This is a genomic window from Cupriavidus sp. 09_S30 (assembly GCF_056930435.1).
The window spans coordinates 899261-917448 of the sequence record NZ_JBXOWI010000002.1 but is presented as its reverse complement, the minus strand read 5'-3'; the positions used below and the strand labels follow the sequence as shown (position 1 = coordinate 917448).

General features: G+C 65.3%; 18 protein-coding genes. 12 read left to right on the top strand and 6 right to left on the bottom strand.

Going from position 1 to position 18188, the window contains the following annotated elements:
* The first annotated feature begins 403 nt into the window (after positions 1-403).
* Entirely contained in the window at positions 404-1294 is an 891-nt protein-coding gene (locus tag AC1Z3O_RS24280) for a LysR family transcriptional regulator (RefSeq protein WP_483518416.1), read from the top strand.
* Positions 1295-1404: 110 nt separating this feature from the next.
* On the opposite strand, the gene AC1Z3O_RS24275 is transcribed toward AC1Z3O_RS24280, so the two are convergent.
* Positions 1405-2466, bottom strand: coding sequence for a LacI family DNA-binding transcriptional regulator (locus tag AC1Z3O_RS24275; protein ID WP_483518415.1), 1062 nt, complete (start codon positions 2464-2466; stop codon positions 1405-1407).
* A gap of 178 nt (positions 2467-2644) precedes the next feature.
* On the opposite strand from AC1Z3O_RS24275, the gene AC1Z3O_RS24270 reads away from it, so the two are divergent.
* From AC1Z3O_RS24270 to AC1Z3O_RS24260, 3 genes are all read left to right on the top strand, one after another.
* Positions 2645-3502 carry an SDR family NAD(P)-dependent oxidoreductase gene (locus AC1Z3O_RS24270; protein ID WP_483518414.1) on the top strand — a complete coding sequence of 286 codons (858 nt, stop codon included), beginning with the start codon at positions 2645-2647 and terminating at the stop codon, positions 3500-3502.
* 137 nt (positions 3503-3639) lie between these two features.
* Complete coding sequence (locus AC1Z3O_RS24265; RefSeq protein ID WP_483518413.1) at positions 3640-4173, top strand: carboxymuconolactone decarboxylase family protein; 534 nt, start codon at positions 3640-3642, stop codon at positions 4171-4173.
* Positions 4174-4264: 91 nt separating this feature from the next.
* Entirely contained in the window at positions 4265-6004 is a 1740-nt protein-coding gene (locus tag AC1Z3O_RS24260; protein WP_483518412.1) for an N-acyl-D-amino-acid deacylase family protein, read from the top strand.
* A 230-nt stretch (positions 6005-6234) separates the two neighbouring features.
* Here the strand turns inward: AC1Z3O_RS24260 and AC1Z3O_RS24255 are convergent, their stop codons facing one another.
* Complete coding sequence (locus AC1Z3O_RS24255) at positions 6235-6732, bottom strand: MarR family winged helix-turn-helix transcriptional regulator (RefSeq protein WP_483518411.1); 498 nt, start codon at positions 6730-6732, stop codon at positions 6235-6237.
* 112 nt (positions 6733-6844) lie between these two features.
* Between AC1Z3O_RS24255 and AC1Z3O_RS24250 the strand changes: the two genes are divergently transcribed.
* The gene (locus AC1Z3O_RS24250; RefSeq protein ID WP_483518410.1) at positions 6845-8026 is read left to right on the top strand and encodes an MFS transporter; all 1182 of its coding nucleotides are present in this window, start codon (positions 6845-6847) and stop codon (positions 8024-8026) included.
* 23 nt (positions 8027-8049) lie between these two features.
* On the top strand, positions 8050-8859 hold the full coding sequence (locus AC1Z3O_RS24245) for an alpha/beta fold hydrolase (RefSeq protein WP_483518409.1): 810 nt from the start codon (positions 8050-8052) through the stop codon (positions 8857-8859).
* A gap of 162 nt (positions 8860-9021) precedes the next feature.
* On the opposite strand, the gene AC1Z3O_RS24240 is transcribed toward AC1Z3O_RS24245, so the two are convergent.
* From AC1Z3O_RS24240 to AC1Z3O_RS24230, 3 genes are all read right to left on the bottom strand, one after another.
* Positions 9022-9858: an undecaprenyl-diphosphate phosphatase gene (locus AC1Z3O_RS24240; protein ID WP_483518408.1), complete on the bottom strand. Its 837-nt coding sequence runs from the start codon at positions 9856-9858 to the stop codon at positions 9022-9024.
* Between the two features lie 207 nt (positions 9859-10065).
* Positions 10066-11616 (bottom strand): monocarboxylate uptake permease MctP, encoded by a 1551-nt coding sequence (gene mctP, locus AC1Z3O_RS24235; RefSeq protein WP_483518407.1) that lies wholly within the window; start codon positions 11614-11616, stop codon positions 10066-10068.
* A complete protein-coding gene (locus tag AC1Z3O_RS24230; protein ID WP_483518406.1) occupies positions 11613-11843 on the bottom strand; it encodes a DUF3311 domain-containing protein in 231 nt (76 codons plus the stop codon). Before AC1Z3O_RS24230 ends, mctP begins: the two co-directional genes overlap by 4 nt.
* A gap of 587 nt (positions 11844-12430) precedes the next feature.
* Between AC1Z3O_RS24230 and AC1Z3O_RS24225 the strand changes: the two genes are divergently transcribed.
* The 6 genes from AC1Z3O_RS24225 (at position 12431) to AC1Z3O_RS24200 (ending at position 17463) form a co-directional block, all read left to right on the top strand.
* A complete protein-coding gene (locus AC1Z3O_RS24225) occupies positions 12431-13873 on the top strand; it encodes a cytochrome ubiquinol oxidase subunit I (RefSeq protein ID WP_483518405.1) in 1443 nt (480 codons plus the stop codon).
* The gene (cydB, locus tag AC1Z3O_RS24220) at positions 13866-14870 is read left to right on the top strand and encodes a cytochrome d ubiquinol oxidase subunit II (protein WP_483518404.1); all 1005 of its coding nucleotides are present in this window, start codon (positions 13866-13868) and stop codon (positions 14868-14870) included. Before AC1Z3O_RS24225 ends, cydB begins: the two co-directional genes overlap by 8 nt.
* Before the next feature lie 17 nt (positions 14871-14887).
* Positions 14888-15031: a hypothetical protein gene (locus tag AC1Z3O_RS24215; protein ID WP_483518403.1), complete on the top strand. Its 144-nt coding sequence runs from the start codon at positions 14888-14890 to the stop codon at positions 15029-15031.
* A gap of 339 nt (positions 15032-15370) precedes the next feature.
* Entirely contained in the window at positions 15371-15814 is a 444-nt protein-coding gene (locus AC1Z3O_RS24210; protein ID WP_483518402.1) for a nuclear transport factor 2 family protein, read from the top strand.
* Between the two features lie 77 nt (positions 15815-15891).
* Positions 15892-16902, top strand: a complete 1011-nt coding sequence (locus AC1Z3O_RS24205) for an NAD(P)H-dependent flavin oxidoreductase (protein WP_483518401.1) — start codon at positions 15892-15894, stop codon at positions 16900-16902.
* Between the two features lie 192 nt (positions 16903-17094).
* Positions 17095-17463, top strand: coding sequence for an EF-hand domain-containing protein (locus AC1Z3O_RS24200; RefSeq protein ID WP_483518400.1), 369 nt, complete (start codon positions 17095-17097; stop codon positions 17461-17463).
* A 126-nt stretch (positions 17464-17589) separates the two neighbouring features.
* On the opposite strand, the gene AC1Z3O_RS24195 is transcribed toward AC1Z3O_RS24200, so the two are convergent.
* Positions 17590-18159, bottom strand: a complete 570-nt coding sequence (locus tag AC1Z3O_RS24195; protein ID WP_483518399.1) for a PadR family transcriptional regulator — start codon at positions 18157-18159, stop codon at positions 17590-17592.
* Positions 18160-18188 lie beyond the last annotated feature (29 nt).

The window sequence follows — 18188 nt, the reverse complement described above, 5'->3', positions numbered from 1 at the left end:
TTGGTATTCCATTGAGCGATCGTGTTCGATCTTCATCATCATGCCTTGCGCGCTCCTGAATGCGGCTTGCGTGCTCGCTATTGACCGCCTTGTCGATGTCGACCAGAATAAGCACCCGATTTTCAAGGGAGCCGAGGCCGAGGATGTGATCGGTGTCCATGCTTGCACGGAGCAACGGCGACTTCCCGGTGATTGTGGTTAACGGCCGGAACCGGCACCGACTCCAGCCCCTCTTCGGTGGGGGGAAGCCAACCCAGCTCCAGTGCAAAGCACTCGCCGTGGAGCGCATGTCTTGCCGTCGCCGGCTCGGGCCTTCGAAGCCGCCTCGGCATCCCGTCAGGTCAGATCCAAGATGTCCTTGCCTCCGGAACCATCGAGCACTCCAGCCCGAATCAACCTTTCGATGCGCGATATCGAGACCGTGCTGGTCCTCGGGCGCACCCTCAATTTCCGCCAGGCCGCCGGCCAGTTGCACCTGTCGCAGTCCGCGCTGTCCACCCAGGTGCTGCGTATCGAGGACGCACTGGGCGTGCGCTTGTTCGACCGCACCACCCGCACGGTGCGACTGACCGCCGCCGGCAAGGTCTTCCTGCAACAGGCCGCGCTGCTGCAGTCGGCCTTCCGCGACGCCATCGATGCGGTCGGCGGCATCGCCAGCGCCGAGCGCGGCCAGGTCGCGGTGGCGGCCCTGCCCTCGCTCGCGGCGCGCATCTTGCCGCGCGTGCTGATGGCCTACCACCGCGAGCGGCCGGAGGTGGCGCTCAAGGTCTTCGACACCCTGTCGGGCCCGGCTTTCGACCTGGTGCGCGCGGGCGAGGTCGACTTCGCACTGACCGCGGCCGACCCGCAGCAGGCCGACCTGCATTACGAGCCGCTGATGTCCGACCGCTTCCTCCTGCTGATCCCTGCCGCGCACCCGATGGCCCGCGCCACCGGGCCGCTGCGCTGGGCCGACACGGCCAGCGCGCCGCATGTGTCGATGACCCACCCCAGCAGCGTGCGGCAATACGCCGAGTGGGCGTTCCTGCAGAACCGCATCCGCTTTCAGCCGGTATTCGAGGCCGAGCACCTGGCCACCATCGCCGCGATGGTCGAGTGCGGCTTCGGCGTGGCCGCACTGCCGGAGATCGCGGCAGGCACGGTACGCCAGCCAGGCATCGTCGAGCGCCTGCTGACCGGCCCGGTGGCCGAGCGCTCCATCGGCCTGGTCACGCTGCGCAACCGCAGCCTGTCACCAGCCGCGGCCGAACTGGCCGAGGCGGTACGTAGACACCTCGCTCTTGCCGGACACTAGGCGGCCGGGGCCGGCAAGGACTGAATCTCTTGCTGAGATTGACCTTCATTCTGCTTTTCCTGCGTCTCTTCATCGCATAGCGAGATGAAGAGCTTGCAGTTCGAGTCTTGTCAGGTCCCGCCCCTCTTCCCTTCGCTCTTGCCCTGCCCGGCAGCCCGCCGCAGCGGTGGCGCGCACGATTCGCCGGGCACCAGATCCATCGGGATGACCACTTGCCTGGCTTCGCCCGTATGCCGGGCCTCGAGCCGGTCCAGCATCAGTTGCGCAGTGCACTCGGCCGACAGCGCCGTATTGAAGCGCAACATGGTCGGCGGCGGATACATCAGCTCCAGCGTCTCGGGCGTGCCCATGGCGATGACCGACAGGTCGCGCGGAATCTCCAGGCCGGCGTTGCGCGCCTCGTACAGCGCGCCGGAAAGCAGGCGTGTACCCAGCCCGATCAGCGCCGTCGGCGGCTGACGCAGGGCCAGCATCTCGCGCATCTGCGCGCGCGAAGAGTCCATCGACGAGCGCGACATACTCACCAGCGCTGGGTCATAGGGCAGCCCCACTTCTGCCAGTCCCTCTTGGTACCCGACGAGCTTCTCACGCCCCGGCCGGATGTGCACGGCCGGGCCGAACAGCGCGATGCGGCGGTGCCCCAGCACGTGCAGGTGTTCCACCGCTCGCCGCAGTCCGGCCCGGTGGTCGTTCAGCACTGCGTCGCGTGGCGCGGGTACTTCGCGGTCCAGGATGACCACCGGCAGGCGTGAGTCGCCGAACAGGTCGTCTGCCGGATCGCTGCTTTCCAGGCTCGGCGCGGCAATGATGCCTTCCAGCCGCCGCGTCTCGAACAGCGCGACCAGCGCGCGGTCCCGGTTCGGCTGATTCATGGTGTTGCCGATCAGCATCGAATAGCCGGCGGCCTGCATGTGCCGCTCTACCTCGCTGAAGTGCGCGGCGAGCAGCGGATTGCTGATGTTCGAGGTCAGGTAGCCGACGGTGTGGCTGCGGCCGGTACGCAAGTGCCGCGCGGCAAAGCTGGGTGCGTAGTCGAGCGCCTTCACCGCCGCCATCACGCGCGCCCGCACGTCCGGGCTGGCGTAGCCGCTGCTATTGAGCACGCGCGACACGCTGCCCACCGAGACCCCCGCGGCTTGCGCCACGTCCCGCACCGATGCCTTTCCCTTCATGGTCTTCCCTAATGAAAACGTTCCACGGTTAGACGCGAATTTCCTGCGTTGCTACGCTACGTTATCAGCAAGCTGAAATCGATTCCACATCTGGCGGTCACTGCTTTCGTAAGCTGGCTGTCACAGGCTGCGGGGAGATCGCCCGGACTGCCACCTATCTCTCATGGAGGTCGCCACAATGACTGCAGTGCGAGCGGTACAAGCGGAAGTGCAGATGTTCGACGAAGCGCTGGGGCAATTGCCTCCGGCGGGCGGCCGCCTGAAGGGGCGGCGCATCCTGGTGGTCGGCGCCGGGCAGCGTGCCATCGATGATCCGCACCCCCCGGTCGGCAACGGACGGGCCATTTCGCTGCTGTTCGCGCGGGAAGGGGCGACGCTGACCTGCGTGGATGTGTCGAAGGAGGCCGTCGACGAGACCTGCCGGCTGGCCCGCGAGACTGGCGCCAACGTGTTCGCCGAGGTGGCCGACGTCGCCCGCGCCGACGACATCGCGCCGCTGGCCGAGCGTGCCTGCCGGCAGATGGGCGGGCTGGACGGACTCGTCATGGTGGTCGGCATTGCCAGCGGGCTGCCACTGGACCAGCAGAACGCCGCCGCATGGGACCATGAGCACGCTGTCAATGTGCGCAGCAATATGTTGTTCGCCCAGCAGGCACTGCGGTTGATGGACTCGGGGGGTTCGATCGTGCTGATGTCGTCGCTGGCGGCGTTGCGCAATTCGAGCGGCAATCCCGCGTATGAGACCACCAAGGCCGCACAGGTCGCGCTGGCGCGTTCGATTGCGATGGCGGGGCAGAAGAAGGGCATCCGCTGCAACAGCGTCCTGCCTGGCTTGATGGACACGCCGTTGGGCCGCGCTGCCACCGCGCGCCGGCCGGGGCGGCTCGGCGCGCCGCTGCCTTTCGGCCGGCAGGGCACCGGCTGGGAAGTGGCATACGCCTGCCTGTTCCTGATTTCGCACGAGTCATCCTACGTCAACGCACATGCCTTGCAGGTGGATGGCGGACTGGCGGCCGGCATCGCCCTGGCGCAGTGAGGTCGCGCCCAAGCGCAAACTGACCCGCTTTCTCTGCGCCGCGGGAGACGCTGAAGTGGCAGGCGGTCATCCGCAACAACGGCATCAAGCTCGACAAACTCGCAGCACATTTGAGAACGCATCCACGGAAGCAAACCATGGCACGCATCCCTTATTTCGATCTGGAACAGGCCTCGCCGGCCTTTCGCGCGCTGGTCGCCTCGCGGCCGCCGCTGAACATTTATCGCATGATCGCCCACGGTGGCCCGGTGGCCGACGGCTTCCTCGCGCTGGGAGGCGCCATCCTGCGCAATTCGGAGATCGACCCGACCCTGCGCGAACTGGTCATCCTGCGCGTGGGAGCCATCTCGCGCGCGGGCTATGAAGTGCATCAGCATTGCCGCGTCGCCCGTCAGGCCGGGGTGCCGGACGCCAAGATAGACGCAGTGTTGGCGAACCCGGACGGGGACCCGGCAGCCGGCGTCTTTTCTTCGCTGGAACTAGACGTTCTGCGCTTCACCGATGCGGTGGTCCGCCAAGTCAAGGCACCCGAGCCGCTGTTCGATGCCGTGGCGCGGGTGCTGCCGCACAAGCAACTGGTGGAGCTGATGCTGACGATAGGGTTCTACATGCTGGTGAGCCGGTTTCTGGAGAACCTGGAGGTGGACCTGGAGGATCCGCCCGTGCTTTGAGCGGACTGACTTTTGCCGGAAGGAGCCACTCACTGGGCATCCTCTCGGCATGCATACAGCTTGCCGTAGCTGATTCCAAAGGAGGTGAACAATGAGCAAGACATTCGATTTGGTGATCCGCGGTGGCATGGTGGCGGACGGGCTGGGAAATCCGCTGTTTGAGGCCGACGTGGCGGTAGCTGCTGGCCGGATAGCGGCGGTCGGGAAGGTATCGGGTGCGGCGAAGGAGGAGATCGACGCACGCGGCAAGCTGGTGACGCCGGGCTTCGTGGATATTCATACGCACTTCGATGGCCAGGCTGTATGGGATTCGCGGCTGGCCTCATCCAGTACGAATGGCGTCACGACGGTGGTGATGGGCAACTGCGGCGTGGGCTTTGCGCCGGTCAGGGCGAGTGACCGGGACTGCCTGATCGAACTGATGGAGGGGGTGGAGGATATCCCGGGCGTTGCGCTGCATGAAGGGCTGGACTGGCAGTGGGAGAGCTTCGAGGAGTATCTCGCCGCGTTGGAGCGGCGCCCGCATGACATAGATTTTTGCGCTCAGTTGCCGCATGGCGCGTTGCGCGTCTATGTGATGGGAGAACGCGCGACTCGCTTGGAGGCAGCCACCGCCGATGACATCGCGCGGATGCGGGAATTGGCGGCGCAGGCGATGCGAGCCGGAGCCATTGGCTTCTCGACTTCCCGTTCCATTAACCACCGCAGTCTGAGGGGCGACCCGACGCCGTCGTTGCGTGCGGCGGAAGACGAGCTGCTGGGCATCGCGATGGGCCTGAAAGACGCCGGCCGCGGCGTGATCTCCTTGTTGTCCGATTTCGACGCGCCGGACCTGGAAACAGAATTCGCCATGCTGCGGCGAGTGGTGGAACGCTCCGGCCGGCCACTGTCCTTCTCCTTGGCGCAGAGGCACAGCCGGGGCTATGAGAACGACTGGCGCAGGCTGCTCGCGCTGACCGCCGATGCCGTCAAGGCTGGCCTGCCTATTCGTGCGCAGGTGGCCCCGCGTCCAATCGGCACGCTGCTGGGCATCCAGGCCAGCCGCAATCCGTTCTCCCGGTGCCCGAGTTATATCGACATCGCCGACCGCCCCGTCAGGGAGCGCGTGGCCTTGATGCGTGAGCCCTCCCGTCGCCAACGCCTGCTGGAGGAAGTGGAGCGCCCGCCAGCGAGCGAGTTCGCGCGGCGGCTGACTTGCTTTGAGTTGATCTTTCCGCTTGGCAAGCCGGCCAATTATGAACCGGACCGGGATAGCTCAATTGCGGCCCAAGCGGCCCGGCAGGGCCGCACGCCGGCGGAACTGGCCTATGACCTGCTGCTGGAGGACGAGGGGCGCAGCTTCCTGTATGCGCCGTTCGCCAACTACGCGGACTGCAACCTCGATGCATGCGGCGAGATGATTGCGGATCCGAACACGGTGATCGGGTTGGGAGATGGCGGCGCGCACGTCGGCCTGATCTCCGACGCGAGCTTTCCCACCTATCTCCTGTCCCACTGGGGCCGCGATCGCGAGCGCCGCAGGTTTGAGTTGTCGTGGCTGGTCAAGCGGCAGACCTCGGACACCGCGCGCGCCGTGGGGCTGCTCGATCGCGGGGTGATTGCGGTGGGTATGAAGGCCGACCTCAATGTGATCGATATGGATCGGCTCGGCGTGGATCAGCCAACCATGCATTATGACCTGCCGGCCGGCGGCAAGCGCTTGCTGCAAGGCGCGCGCGGCTATGTTGCCACGGTGGTTTCGGGCGTACCAGTCTACCGGGAGGGCGAGGCCACGGATGCATTGCCAGGGCGCCTGGTGCGCGGCCCGCGAGCGGCTTCGGCATTTGCTTGATACTCGTGACGACCGCTCCCGCATGGCTTTGCCTGTGATTCCGGCTCAGTTTCGTTTCCCAAGACCAGGCAAGCCCCCCGGCCACGACAACGGGATCACGCCCGTTCGCCTCTTTGTGCGTGTCGCTATAGCGCGTATCGCGCTTTGCGGCGCTGGCGCTGCAGCGCCAGCGCCGCCGAGGCGCCGTACGTAACCTGCATTGGCTCGCAGAGACCACGCAAGTGCGCAAACTAGCTATGGGATAGGCTTCCGATCAGCTTGCCCAGGAGACGATCGAGCTGCCCGCGTTCCGTCTTGCTTAGTACCCCGAGCGCTTCCTGCTCGTTCGCAACATGCAGGGGAAGCATCTCCTCGATCAGAGCAAGGCCCTTCTCCGTCAATCGCACACGGACGCCCCGCCGGTCGGCGGGATCGGGATGTCGCTCGATCAGGTCCGCGCGCTCAAGACGATCAAGCCGGCTGGTCATTGCGCTCGATGTCATCAGCAGCGACTCATAGAGTACCGTGGGTGTCAGTTCGTAGGGGGCGCCTGACCGCCTTAGCGTGGCGATCACGTCGAATTCGCCCTTCTGAAGACCGAAGCGCGCCGCGAAGGGCGCGAGCCACTCGCGGTCAAGGAGCTTGGCTGCCTCCAGAATCCGCCCGACCGTCGCCATCACGCTGGCATCGAACTCAGGGTGCTCCTGATGCCATTCCTTTTTCATCCGGGCCGCACGGTCTGTCATCATCTATCTCGACAAAAAGAAACTTGATGTCGAATTATATCTTGAGGGCGATGCCTGTCGTGCGTAGAATGTCTCGATATCGAGATACACGACATAAAGTTACCTGGAACCTAGCATGCGCCCCCTCCATGGAATGCCAACGCTGGCCGGCATCGCCATCATTGGCCTGTCGCTCAATCTGCGGCCTGTCATGGCCGCAATCGGCCCTCTGCTCGACCAGATAGAGACATCTACCGGTTTCAGCCACACCGAGGCAAGTCTTCTTACCACCCTTCCGGTGGCAGTCATGGGGTTGTGCGCTCTATTCGGACGGCAACTCAGGCAATGGTTTGGCGAGGGGCCTGGGATTGCCGTCGGCGCGGCATTGCTCGTTCTGGCTTGCCTCGGGCGGCTTGCTTGGCCCTCGAAGGCAGGACTGATCGGGACAGCGGTCCTGGCTGGAATTGGGATCGCCTTTGTCCAGACGCTGCTGCCAAGCTTCATCAAACGAGACTACGGCGCAAAGGCGGGCCGCATCATGGGGCTCTACACGACTGGCATCATGGGAGGCGCCGCCATTGCGGCGGCCTCCGCTCCTGGTCTTGCCGACCTGGTGGGCTGGGCGGGCGCACTCGCAATCTGGACAGTACCTGCGTTCGCCGGCCTGGTCCTGTGGTTCGCGGCGACGCCTATGCGGATGAATATCCCACAGAGGATCACGCCTGCGCGCGCTCCAAGGCAATTCTGGCGCAAAAAGCGCGCCTGGGCATTGCTTCTCTTTTTCGGCATCGGAACCGGCGCCTACACGCTCGTGCTCGCCTGGCTACCTCCCTTCTACACCGCACTCGGCTGGAACCGCGCGGACGCAGCCTATCTTCTCGGCGGCTTGACTGTCACTGAAGTATTGGCGGGTCTTGCCGTGTCCGCGTTCGTCGGCCGCTTTCCCGATCGCCGAGGCCCACTCCTGTTCGTGCTGGCACTGCTTCTCGCGGGTCTTGTCTGCCTGATCGTGGCGCCCTTGTCCCTGCCCGTGCTTGCGAGCGGCCTGCTCGGGCTCGGAATCGGGGCGCTCTTTCCGCTTTCGCTGATCCTGACGCTCGACCATCTGGAGGATCCGGTCGCTGCAGGCGAGTTCGCAGCCTTCGTCCAGGGCGGCGGCTACCTCATCGCCAGCCTGATGCCGTTGCTGGCCGGCATCCTGCGCGACCGGTTCTCCGATCTCTCGCAGGCCTGGATGGTAATGGCCACGGGCACGGTGCTTCTTGCCCTCTTGTGCCTGCGCTTCTCTCCCGCCTCCTATCCCCGCCTTTCCCGCTAAGCCCATCACCCGAGGAGATCATCATGGCCTACTACACCTCCGGCAATCGCCGGAACTACTTCATCGAGTTCGGAGCCGGCCGCCCGATCGTCCTGCTGCACGGCATCAGCAACTCCGGCCGCGCCTGGGCGCCTCAGGTCGCGCCGCTGGTTGAGGCCGGCTTCCGGGTGATCGTGCCGGACCATGCCGGTCACGGCGCTTCGGGAAAACTCGACCGCCTATTCAGCGTCTCCGATCTCGCCGGCGATGTGCTCGCCCTGTTCGACCATCTCGCCCTCGACAGCGCCGACGTGATCGGATTGTCGCTCGGCGGAATGGTGGCGATGGAAATTGGGCTGACGCACCCCGAGCGCGTGCGCAAGCTCGTGGTCGCGAACAGCTTCTATACAACCGCGACGGACGAATTCCGGACCATGGCCAAAGGATGGGCGGCCACCTTCCGTAGCGAAGATGGCCCGGTGAAGCGCTTGGAGGGAATCTGGCCAATCAATGTCAACGAGACATTTCGCGCAAGTTCCGATGGAATGAAAACCTATCAGGTCTGGCACGCCCTGGCGGCAACGGCGGACGGGCCATCGATTGCCCATGTGGCCGAGGGCATCGCAGGCTTTGACATAGGTACAGCGCTTGCATCGCTTTCAATGCCAGTCCTCTTCATCGCGGGCGATCACGACCGCATGTCGCCACCGGCCCTCTCGCAGCGAATGGCGAGCCAAGTCAGCCGGTCGGAATATGTAGAGATCGCTGGCGCAGCGCACATCTCCAACGTCGATTCCGCGGATCAGTTCTCGAAGGCCGTGCTTGCGTTTCTTTGCGCTGATGCGAAACAGTAGCGCCGATAGATGGCCTTCTCGGTGTCCAGGGGGATGCCCATGAGTTTTCCTGGCTGGCTTGCGCCCCTTCGCTCATCTACTACGTCTGAAGGCTCGCGGCCCGTTCTGCGAGCGCAGCCTGCCTGCGCTCATTCTCTTCAATACGGGTCCGCCATGGCTGCTTTACCCGGCGACCGTAAACACGACGACCGACGCGACCAGGCAGTAGCAGCCGAACAGGTACCACCGCCCCTGCTCCAGCCAGCGCGACAGCCAGCGCAGGGCCAGCAAGCCGGCGATAAAGCTGAACACCATGCCCAGCAGGCTCGGGGCTAGCATGTGCAGCAGGCCGTCGGTCGCGCCCGCATGCGCCTTGAAGAAGCGATAGCCCTCCTTGGCGATGACGGCTGGCGTCAGTATCACGGCGAGCGCGAAGCTGAACTCCTCGGCGCGGCGGCGCTGCACACCCAGCAGCATCCCGCTGGAGATCGTCGCGCCCGAACGCGACAGTCCGCGGAACGGCAGGCACAGCCCCTGCACGGCCCCAATCCACAGGGCACGCCGGCCAGTCAGGTCTTCGGTGGCCGTGCCGGCGCGCCTGGAGGACACGATGATCAGCACGCCAGCCACGGCCAGACTGACCGCCATCAGCTTGGTATTGCCAAAGAGATGTTCCACCTCGAAGCTGTCGGCGCCGCCCATCACGGCATGCTTGATGACATACAGCAGGGCCAGCCCGACGACGCCCGTGGCTGCCGTGGCCACTGCCAGCAGGACACCGTTGTTCCACAGCGCCTTGGTCGACGAGAAATACGTCTGCCGCCACGAGCGCCAGAAATAGGCGATGACCGCGAACATGGTGCCCGTATGCAACATGACCAGCATCAACGTCATGTCGGGCGAGGTCGGGTCCAGCCCCAGCCATTTCTCGGCCAGGATGACGTGGGCCGAACTGGAAACCGGCAACAACTCGGCAAGGCCTTGCACACAGGCCAGGATGATGATGTGGAGCGTGGTCATGCGATGTTGGATGGGTGCGCTGAACGCTGTGTGGTTGATTCGCTTTTGGCACAGCCAAGGCGTGCCAGAGCGAAACGCTTTTCAATCTACCGTGATGCTACCCGGTTCGAACTGTCGTTTGCCGTGATCCGTCGATGGCAGCGACAAGCAACGACGCCTGGCGGGCAAGCGGGCGATTTCACGACGAGTGATTTGCGCAACAGGATACTAGCCCTCGGCGACGTCGAGGTAGTCCGCCGGACGCGTTTGGTCAGCCGCGTCGGCAATGCCAAGCACCCACAAGATGGCGCTGACCGCAATCGCCACCACCAGGTTGGCGATCAGGGCCCACACCGCCGCATAGCCCGGGATCGCCATGCCGCCCAGATGGATGGCATAGATCGAGCCTGCCAGTTTGAGGGATGCCGCCATCCACGTGCCGGTGGCGATGCCCGCCGCCCAACCCAGCAGCAGCCCGCGTGGATCGAGCAGACGGGTATAGAGGCCGAGCACGATGGCCGGCAGCGTCTGGATGATCCAGATGCCGCCCAGCAACTGCAGCTGGATGGCATAGGTCTGAGGCAGGCCGAGCACGAAGGCCACCGCGCCAAGCTTGACCACCAGCGACGCGAGCTTGGCCACGCTTGTTTCCTGCACGTGCGTCATCTCCGGGTTGATGAACGCCTTGTGAATATTGCGCGTGTAGAGGTTGGCCGCCGCGATCGACATGATTGCCGCCGGCACCAGCGCGCCGATGCCGATCGCCGCGAAAGCGAGGCCGACGAGCCAGGGTGGGAAGAAATGCAGGAACAGCGCCGGCACGGCGAAGTTGGCGCCATAAGCCTTGAAGTAGGGCACGAACTCGGGCATCTCATGGACACCGGCTGCCAGCGCCATGTAGCCGAGCAGCGCCAGCAAGCCCAGCACCAGCGAGTAGGCCGGCAGCAGCGCCATATTGCGCCGTATGGTGTTGCCCGACGACGAGGACAGGATGGCAGTGACCGAGTGCGGGTACAGGAACAGCGCCAGCGCCGACCCGAGGGCGAGCGTGGCATAGGCGCTGTAGCCGTTCAGGCTGGTGCTGTCGGGCGCCTTGAGCAGCAGTTTTTCCGCAGGCACCGCGCCGAAGATGTGCGCAAACCCGCCCAGGCGCATCGGAATCACGACGATGGCCACGGCGATGGTGATGTAGATCAGCAGGTCCTTGACCACCGCAATCATGGCCGGCGCGCGCAGGCCGGAGGTATACGTGTAAGCCGCCAGGATGGCGAAGGCGATGATCAGCGGCAGGTCGCCCACCAGGCCGGTCGTATTGAAGCCCAGCCCGCCGATGACCACTTCCAGGCCCACCAGCTGCAGCGCGATATAGGGGAGCGTGGCGACGATGCCGGTCACGGCGATGGCCAGCGCGAGCGCGCGGCTGTCGTAGCGCGCGCGCACGAAATCTGCTGCGGTCACGTAGCCGTGGCGCTTGGCAACGCTCCACAGCTTGGGAAAAACGACGAAGGCAAAGGGGTAGATCAGGATCGTGTAAGGCAAGGCGAAGAAGCCGGTGGCGCCCGCCCCGAACACCAGCGCCGGCACCGCGATGAAGGTATAGGCGGTATAGAGATCGCCGCCGAGCAGGAACCAGGTGACGATGGTGCCGAAACGCCGTCCCCCAAGGCCCCACTCGTCCAGGTGCGCAAGATCGCCTTTGCGCCAGTGCGCTGCAACGAAGCCGAGCACCGTCACGAAGGCGAACAGGGCGACGAAAACCGAGGTGGCGACGACGCTCATTGCGGCCCCCCTTGGGTATGGATGCCCCTGGTCTTCACATAGACCAGCGCCGTGATGACCGCGCCGATCAGCACCCAGGCGAGCTGGTACCAGTAAAAGAAGGGGAAGCCGAACAGCACCGGGTCGACGGCATTGTAGGAAGGCACCCAGAGCATGGCGATCCAGGGCAGCACCAGCAGCCACAGCCAGTGCCGGCCACCCGGTTTCGGCGTGCCTCGATCCGTCATGACGGTCTCCTGTACGCTATGCGTCCCTCCGGCACGCAGCGGCGCCGGAATGCCAGGCGGCGAATATGTCGCTCCCCGTGCAACGCGAGTATAGAACCGCATATTGCGGGGTCAAGGTGGGGATCCGTGCGCCCCGCGCGGCCGCGCACAGTTCGCCGCGGCAGCTTTGTCCCGCACGGCAAGGCAGGTCGAGCTGCGGCCGCCTGAAGACAAACCAGCAGCCACCGCGACGATGCGCGGACGAGATTGCGCGCGGGCCGCGGGGGCGGATGCGGCGATACGCCGCACCGCTGCGCGGGAACCATCGCAGCGGTACGCCCCGCCCCAAACTGATACGCAAAAATTTAAATTTCCTGATTCTGTTACCGTTCCGGCACCACGAGCAAACTGCAGGCATCCCTCGATGTCATTGCGAAGTTCCCGTGTTCCGCTACAAGCCAGATGACCCGCCGCCACAGGTGGCACAAGCCACGCCCGGTACATCGCCGGCGCCGGCCAGCAGCCCGCTGCACCCTTCCAGCCGCGCAGCAATCCACCCATCCCCCGCCCGCCTTCGCGCCGCGGCCGGCAGACAGCAGGAGCAATAAATGCATATGCTCAGCGCCGTCGACCTGGCACGCATCCAGTTCGCCTTCACCGTTTCCTTCCACATCATCTTTCCCGCGCTCAGCATCGGGCTGGCCAGCTTCATCGCCGTGCTCGAAGGGCTGTGGCTGAAGACCGGCCGCCAGGTCTACCTGGACCTGTGCCGCTTCTGGTCGCGCGCCTTCGCCGTCGCCTTCGGCATGGGCGTGGTCTCGGGCGTGGTGATGAGCTACCAGTTCGGCACCAACTGGAGCGCCTTCTCCAATTTCGCCGGCAGCGTGACCGGCCCGCTGCTGACCTATGAGGTGCTGACCGCCTTCTTCCTGGAAGCGGGCTTCCTCGGCATCATGCTGTTCGGCTGGGACAAGGTGGGCCGGCGCGCCCACTTCGCGGCCACGGTGATGGTGGCGGTCGGCACGCTGATCTCGATGTTCTGGATCCTGTCGTCCAACAGCTGGATGCAGACCCCCACCGGCTACGCCATCATCGACAACCGGGTGGTGCCGACCGACTGGTTCGCCATCGTCTTCAACCCGTCCTTCCCCTACCGCCTGATGCACATGGCACTGGCGGCCTTCCTGTGCACAGCGCTGCTGGTCGCCGGCACGGCAGGCTGGCACCTGCTGCGGCAGCGGCGCGACCAGGCCATCCAGACCTCCTTCTCGATGGCGCTCGGCATACTGTTGGTGCTGGCGCCGCTGCAGGCCCTGGTGGGCGACGCGCACGGGCTGAATACGCTGCACCACCAGCCGGCGAAGATCGCCGCCATCGAAGGGATCTGGGAGACCGAGTCCGGCGGCACCGCGCTCAACCTGTTCGGCATCCCGGACATGAAGGCCGAGGTGACCCGCTACGCCCTCTCCGTGCCGCATCTCGGCAGCCTCATCCTGACGCATACCTGGGACGGCGAGATACGCGGGCTCAAGACCTTCCCGCCGGAAGACCGGCCCAACTCGCTGATCGTGTTCTGGTCCTTCCGCCTCATGGTGGGCCTGGGCCTGCTGATGATCCTGCAGGCGGGGCTGGCGTTGCTGCTGCGCAAGCGCGGTCGGCTCTACGGGGCCGGCTGGTTCCACCGCTTCTGCCTGCTGATGAGCCCCGCCGGCTTTATCGCCCTGCTCGCCGGCTGGGTCACCACGGAGGCCGGACGCCAGCCCTGGGTCGTCTACGGCCTGCTGCGCACGGCACAGGCGGCTTCGCCGGTCAGCCGCCAGCAGGTAAGCGTCTCGCTGATGATCTTCGTGGTGGTCTATCTGCTGGTCTTCGGCACGGGCATCTACTACCTGCTGAAGCTGCTGCGCAAGGGGCCGCATGCCGACGAACACACGCCGGCCGGCGAGCGCGAAGCCATCGGCGCCCTGACCACCTATTCGGGCCGCCGCCCGCTCTCCGGCGCGGACGACCTGATCGATTCCACGCTGCCTGGGGAGACCGGCCATGCTTGACCTTTCCTTGATCTGGGCTGGCATCATCGCCCTGGGCGTGTTCATCTACGTGATGCTGGACGGCTTCGACCTCGGCATCGGCCTGCTCTTTCCCTTCTTCCCCCATGAGAAGGAACGCGACGTGATGATGAACACCGTCGCGCCGGTCTGGGACGGCAACGAGACCTGGCTGGTGCTCGGCGGCGCCGGCCTGTTCGCCGCCTTCCCCGTCGTGTACGGCGCGGTGCTGTCCGCCCTGTATCTGCCGCTGACGCTGATGCTGGTCGGGCTGATCTTCCGCGGGGTGGCCTTCGAGATCCGCTCCAAGGCCAATCGCACGCGCCATCTGTGGGACCTGGCCTTCATCGCCGGCTCGGCCACGGCGACCTTCTTCCAGGGCGTGGCACTGGGCAGCTACATCCAGGGCATCCCCGTGGTGAACCGCGAATTCGCCGGCGGCGGCTTCGACTGGCTGAATCCCTTCAGCCTGTTCACCGGCCTGGGCCTGTTGTTCACCTATGCCACCTTGGGCTGCGGCTGGCTGCTGATCAAGACCGAAGGCGAGCTGCAGCGCAAGATGTTCGTGCTGATGCGGCCGCTGACGGCGCTGCTGCTCTTGATGATCGCCGTGGTCAGCCTGTGGACGCCGCTGGTCGACCCCGCCATCGCGCGCCGCTGGTTCAGCCTGCCCAACCTGTTCTATTTCCTGCCGGTGCCGGCGGCGGTGGCGCTGTGCGCCTGGCGCATCTTCCGCGCCGTGGCCCTGCGCCGTGAAAAGGCACCCTACTTCCTGGCGTTGGCCATCGCCGCGCTCGGCTACATGGGCTTCCTGATCAGCATCTGGCCGCATATGATCCCGCCCTCGGTCACGCTGTGGCAGGCCGCCGCCCCGGCCAGCAGCCAGGCCTTCGCCCTGGTCGGCGCGCTGATCATCATTCCCGTGATCCTGGCCTATACGGCCCTGGGCTACTGGGTCTTCCGCGGCAAGGTGCGGGAGAGTGACACCGGCTATCACTGACTCGCAGGGAGACGGCCATGACGTCAACCAGGACAACCCGTTCCATCAAGGCAAGCCGGGCAAGGCAGGCCCTGTGGTTCATCGGCCTGTGGCTGGCAGGCGTGATGACCATGACGCTGGTCGCCTCGCTGATCCGCCTGGCGATGCGGCTCGAGATGTAGCGCTGTAGACAGCCACCGGGCGGGCCGCCCCGCCCCGGTCCATACACGCATTGGGCGGGAGGCAGCACCTTCCGCCATCCCCTCCGGCCGTCTCTCTTTGCCCCGCCCCTCAGGCTGCGGCACCCCCCAAAACCCTCCGAAACGCCACATTGAGGCCCGTTGTCGGCCTGCCTGCTCGCAGCAGCGGTACCTGACAGCCTGCGGCCGCCTCGGCCGGGGCCGATTCGCAGCCCGGACCCAGCCAATAATGCAACCAGTTGCATATCAACGCGGGCACTGCTATGCTCAGTGCAACGAGTTGCATATCTCGATCGCCGCATCCACCGTAGGAGACCCCGCATGGAAGCCAAGAACCTGTCGGAAGCCGCACAGCGCACGCTGGCCGCCTGGCACCAGATCCTCGAACGCAATGCCATGGAGGAACTGGACCCGCTGCTGTCCGACAAGATCGTGTTCCGCTCGCCCGTCGCGCACACACCCTACCCGGGACGCGCGGCGATCAAGCTGGTGCTCAAGACGGTCAACACGGTCTTCCAGGACTTCCGCTATCACCGCAGCTTCGTCAGCGAGGACGGCCACAGCATCGTGCTGGAATTCAGCGCCAACGTCGCCGGCAAGGCCCTCAAGGGCATCGACATGCTGCGCCTGGACGCGCACGGCAAGATCGAGGAGTTCGAGGTCATGGTGCGCCCCATGAGCGGCCTGCAGGCGCTGGCCGCCGAGATGGGTGCCCGGCTCGCCGCGCACAAGGACGCGCTCGCCGGCACGGCGGCCTCCGCCTGAGCCCCACTGTCATCACCGGCTGGCGCCGGCGCCAGCTGTTTGCTTTTTTGTTAGTTCCAGTCTTACCGGAGAAACCGATGTCCCTCCCCGCCATCCTGGAAGGCCGCCTCTCGCTGCCCGTGGTCTGCTCGCCGCTGTTCATCATCTCCAACCCCGACCTGGTGATCGCCCAGTGCAAGGCCGGCGTGGTCGGCTCCTTTCCCGCGCTGAACGCACGCCCGGCACCCGTGCTGGAGGAATGGCTGGATCGCATCACCACCGAGCTGGCCGAACACAACGCCAAGCATCCGGACCGGCCCGCCGCGCCCTTCGCGGTCAACCAGATCGTGCACAAGTCCAATGACCGCCTGGAGCACGACCTGGAGGCCTGCGCCAAGTACAAGGTGCCCATCACCATCACCTCGCTGGGCGCGCGCGAAGAGGTGAACCAGCAGGTGCATAGCTACGGCGGCATCGTGCTGCACGACATCATCAACAATAAGTTCGCCAAGAAGGCCATCGAGAAAGGCGCCGACGGCCTGATCGCCGTGGCGGCCGGAGCGGGCGGCCATGCCGGCGTGCAGTCGCCGTTCGCGCTGCTGCATGAGATCCGTGAATGGTTCGATGGTACGCTGCTGCTGTCGGGCGCCATCGGCAACGGCAACGCGGTCCTGGCCGCACAGGCGGCCGGCGCCGACCTCGCCTATATCGGCTCGGCCTTCATCGCCACCGAGGAAGCCAACGCACCCCAAGGCTACAAGCAGATGATCGTCGACAGCGGCGCGGGCGACATCGTCTACTCCAACCTGTTCACCGGTGTGCATGGCAACTACCTGCGCCAGAGCATCGTCAACGCGGGCCTGGACCCGGACGACCTGCCCGTCTCGGATCCGTCCAAGATGAACTTCGGCTCGGGCGGCAGCAGCAAGGCCAAGGCCTGGCGCGACATCTGGGGCGCCGGCCAGGGCATCGGCGCGATCAAGCGCGTGGTGCCGGCCGCAGAACTGGTGGAACGCTTCGCCGAGGAATACCAGGCCGCACGCCACCGCCTGGGGCTGGCGCCCGGCGCTGTGCGCAGCGGTGCGCGTTCGGTGTCGGCCAACGCCTGAGGCAGACGGACGGCCGCGGCGCACGAAAAGAAGAACCGCTGGCATGCCCACCCCGTTAGACAACGGTATTGGTTAAGCCGCTCTCGAGTGCCTAGAATCCCCTGTAAGCATTGGCTTCCAGGGGATTTTCATTTGGCCGGGAATTCTCCATGAGGAGGCGGTGCGGAACCACAAATTGCGGAGGAAAGTGAAATGACCTCACGTAAATTGCCTGCTGTCGCCTTGACAGTGGTGATGGCGCTTGTCTTCACGGGTGCGAGCGCTCAGTACACTCAAGGACCGACAGCCCAGCCAGGCACAGAATCAACCCAAGTTCCGAAAGCGCCACCGACCACCGCCGAAGCCAAGGCGTTTATTGCCGAGCGTTTCAAGGCGGCCGACGTCAACCATGACGGCAAGCTGACCCGCGAAGAAGCCAAGGCAGGCATGCCGGAGGTTTACAAGCACTTTGACCAGATCGATGCCCTGAAGCGGGGCTACGTGACGGAACGTCAGATCGGTGCCTACTGGGAAGCAAAGACCAAGGAACAGATGCAGCGGGAAAATCCCATCTGGAACTGAGGGAACCGAGGAACCTGAGCCCCTGCCTCTCTTGCATCACGTCCGAAGTCGCGCGGGATCCGGCTTGGCGCGTCCCGACGCGCGGGACTGCGAACGGGTTCTGGCGTTCAGGATGTTGAATCGTGGTCAGGCGCGTTGACCATCCCGGCTACCGTTGCCGGCAGGCGCCGCGTACAGCAGCGGCAGCACCTCGTCCGCCCACTGCAGCCACACTTCCTCGGCCAGGATGCCCGAACGCAGCACTGCGTGCTGCAGGCGCTGCGGCACCGTGAGGTCGGCCCCAGAGAAATCCCGCTCCTCGATCTGTCGATACTTTTCCAGCGTGGCGCGGTGCTCGACGATCAAGCGTTCCATCTCCTTGTCCAGGCCCAGCGGACCGATGGCGGCCTCCGCGCGCAGCTTCACCAGCAGCGCGCGCCGCCCCTCGCCCGGCGGCGCGGGCTCCAGCACCCAGCGCGCCAGTTCCTCGCGGCCGGCGGGCAGCACATGGTAGACCTTCTTGCGCCGGCCGCCGCCCTCTTCGTCGTCTTGCGCGGCCACCCAGCCTGACTCGGCCATGCGGCCCAGTTCGCGATAGATCTGCTGGTGCGTGGCCTGCCAGAAGTAGCCGATGGAACGGTCGAAGCGGCGCGCCAGATCGTAGCCCGACGAGGGCTTTTCCAGCAGCGAGGTAAGGAGAGCGTGTTGGATGGACATGCGCAGGAATATACCTTAGCCCGCCCCTC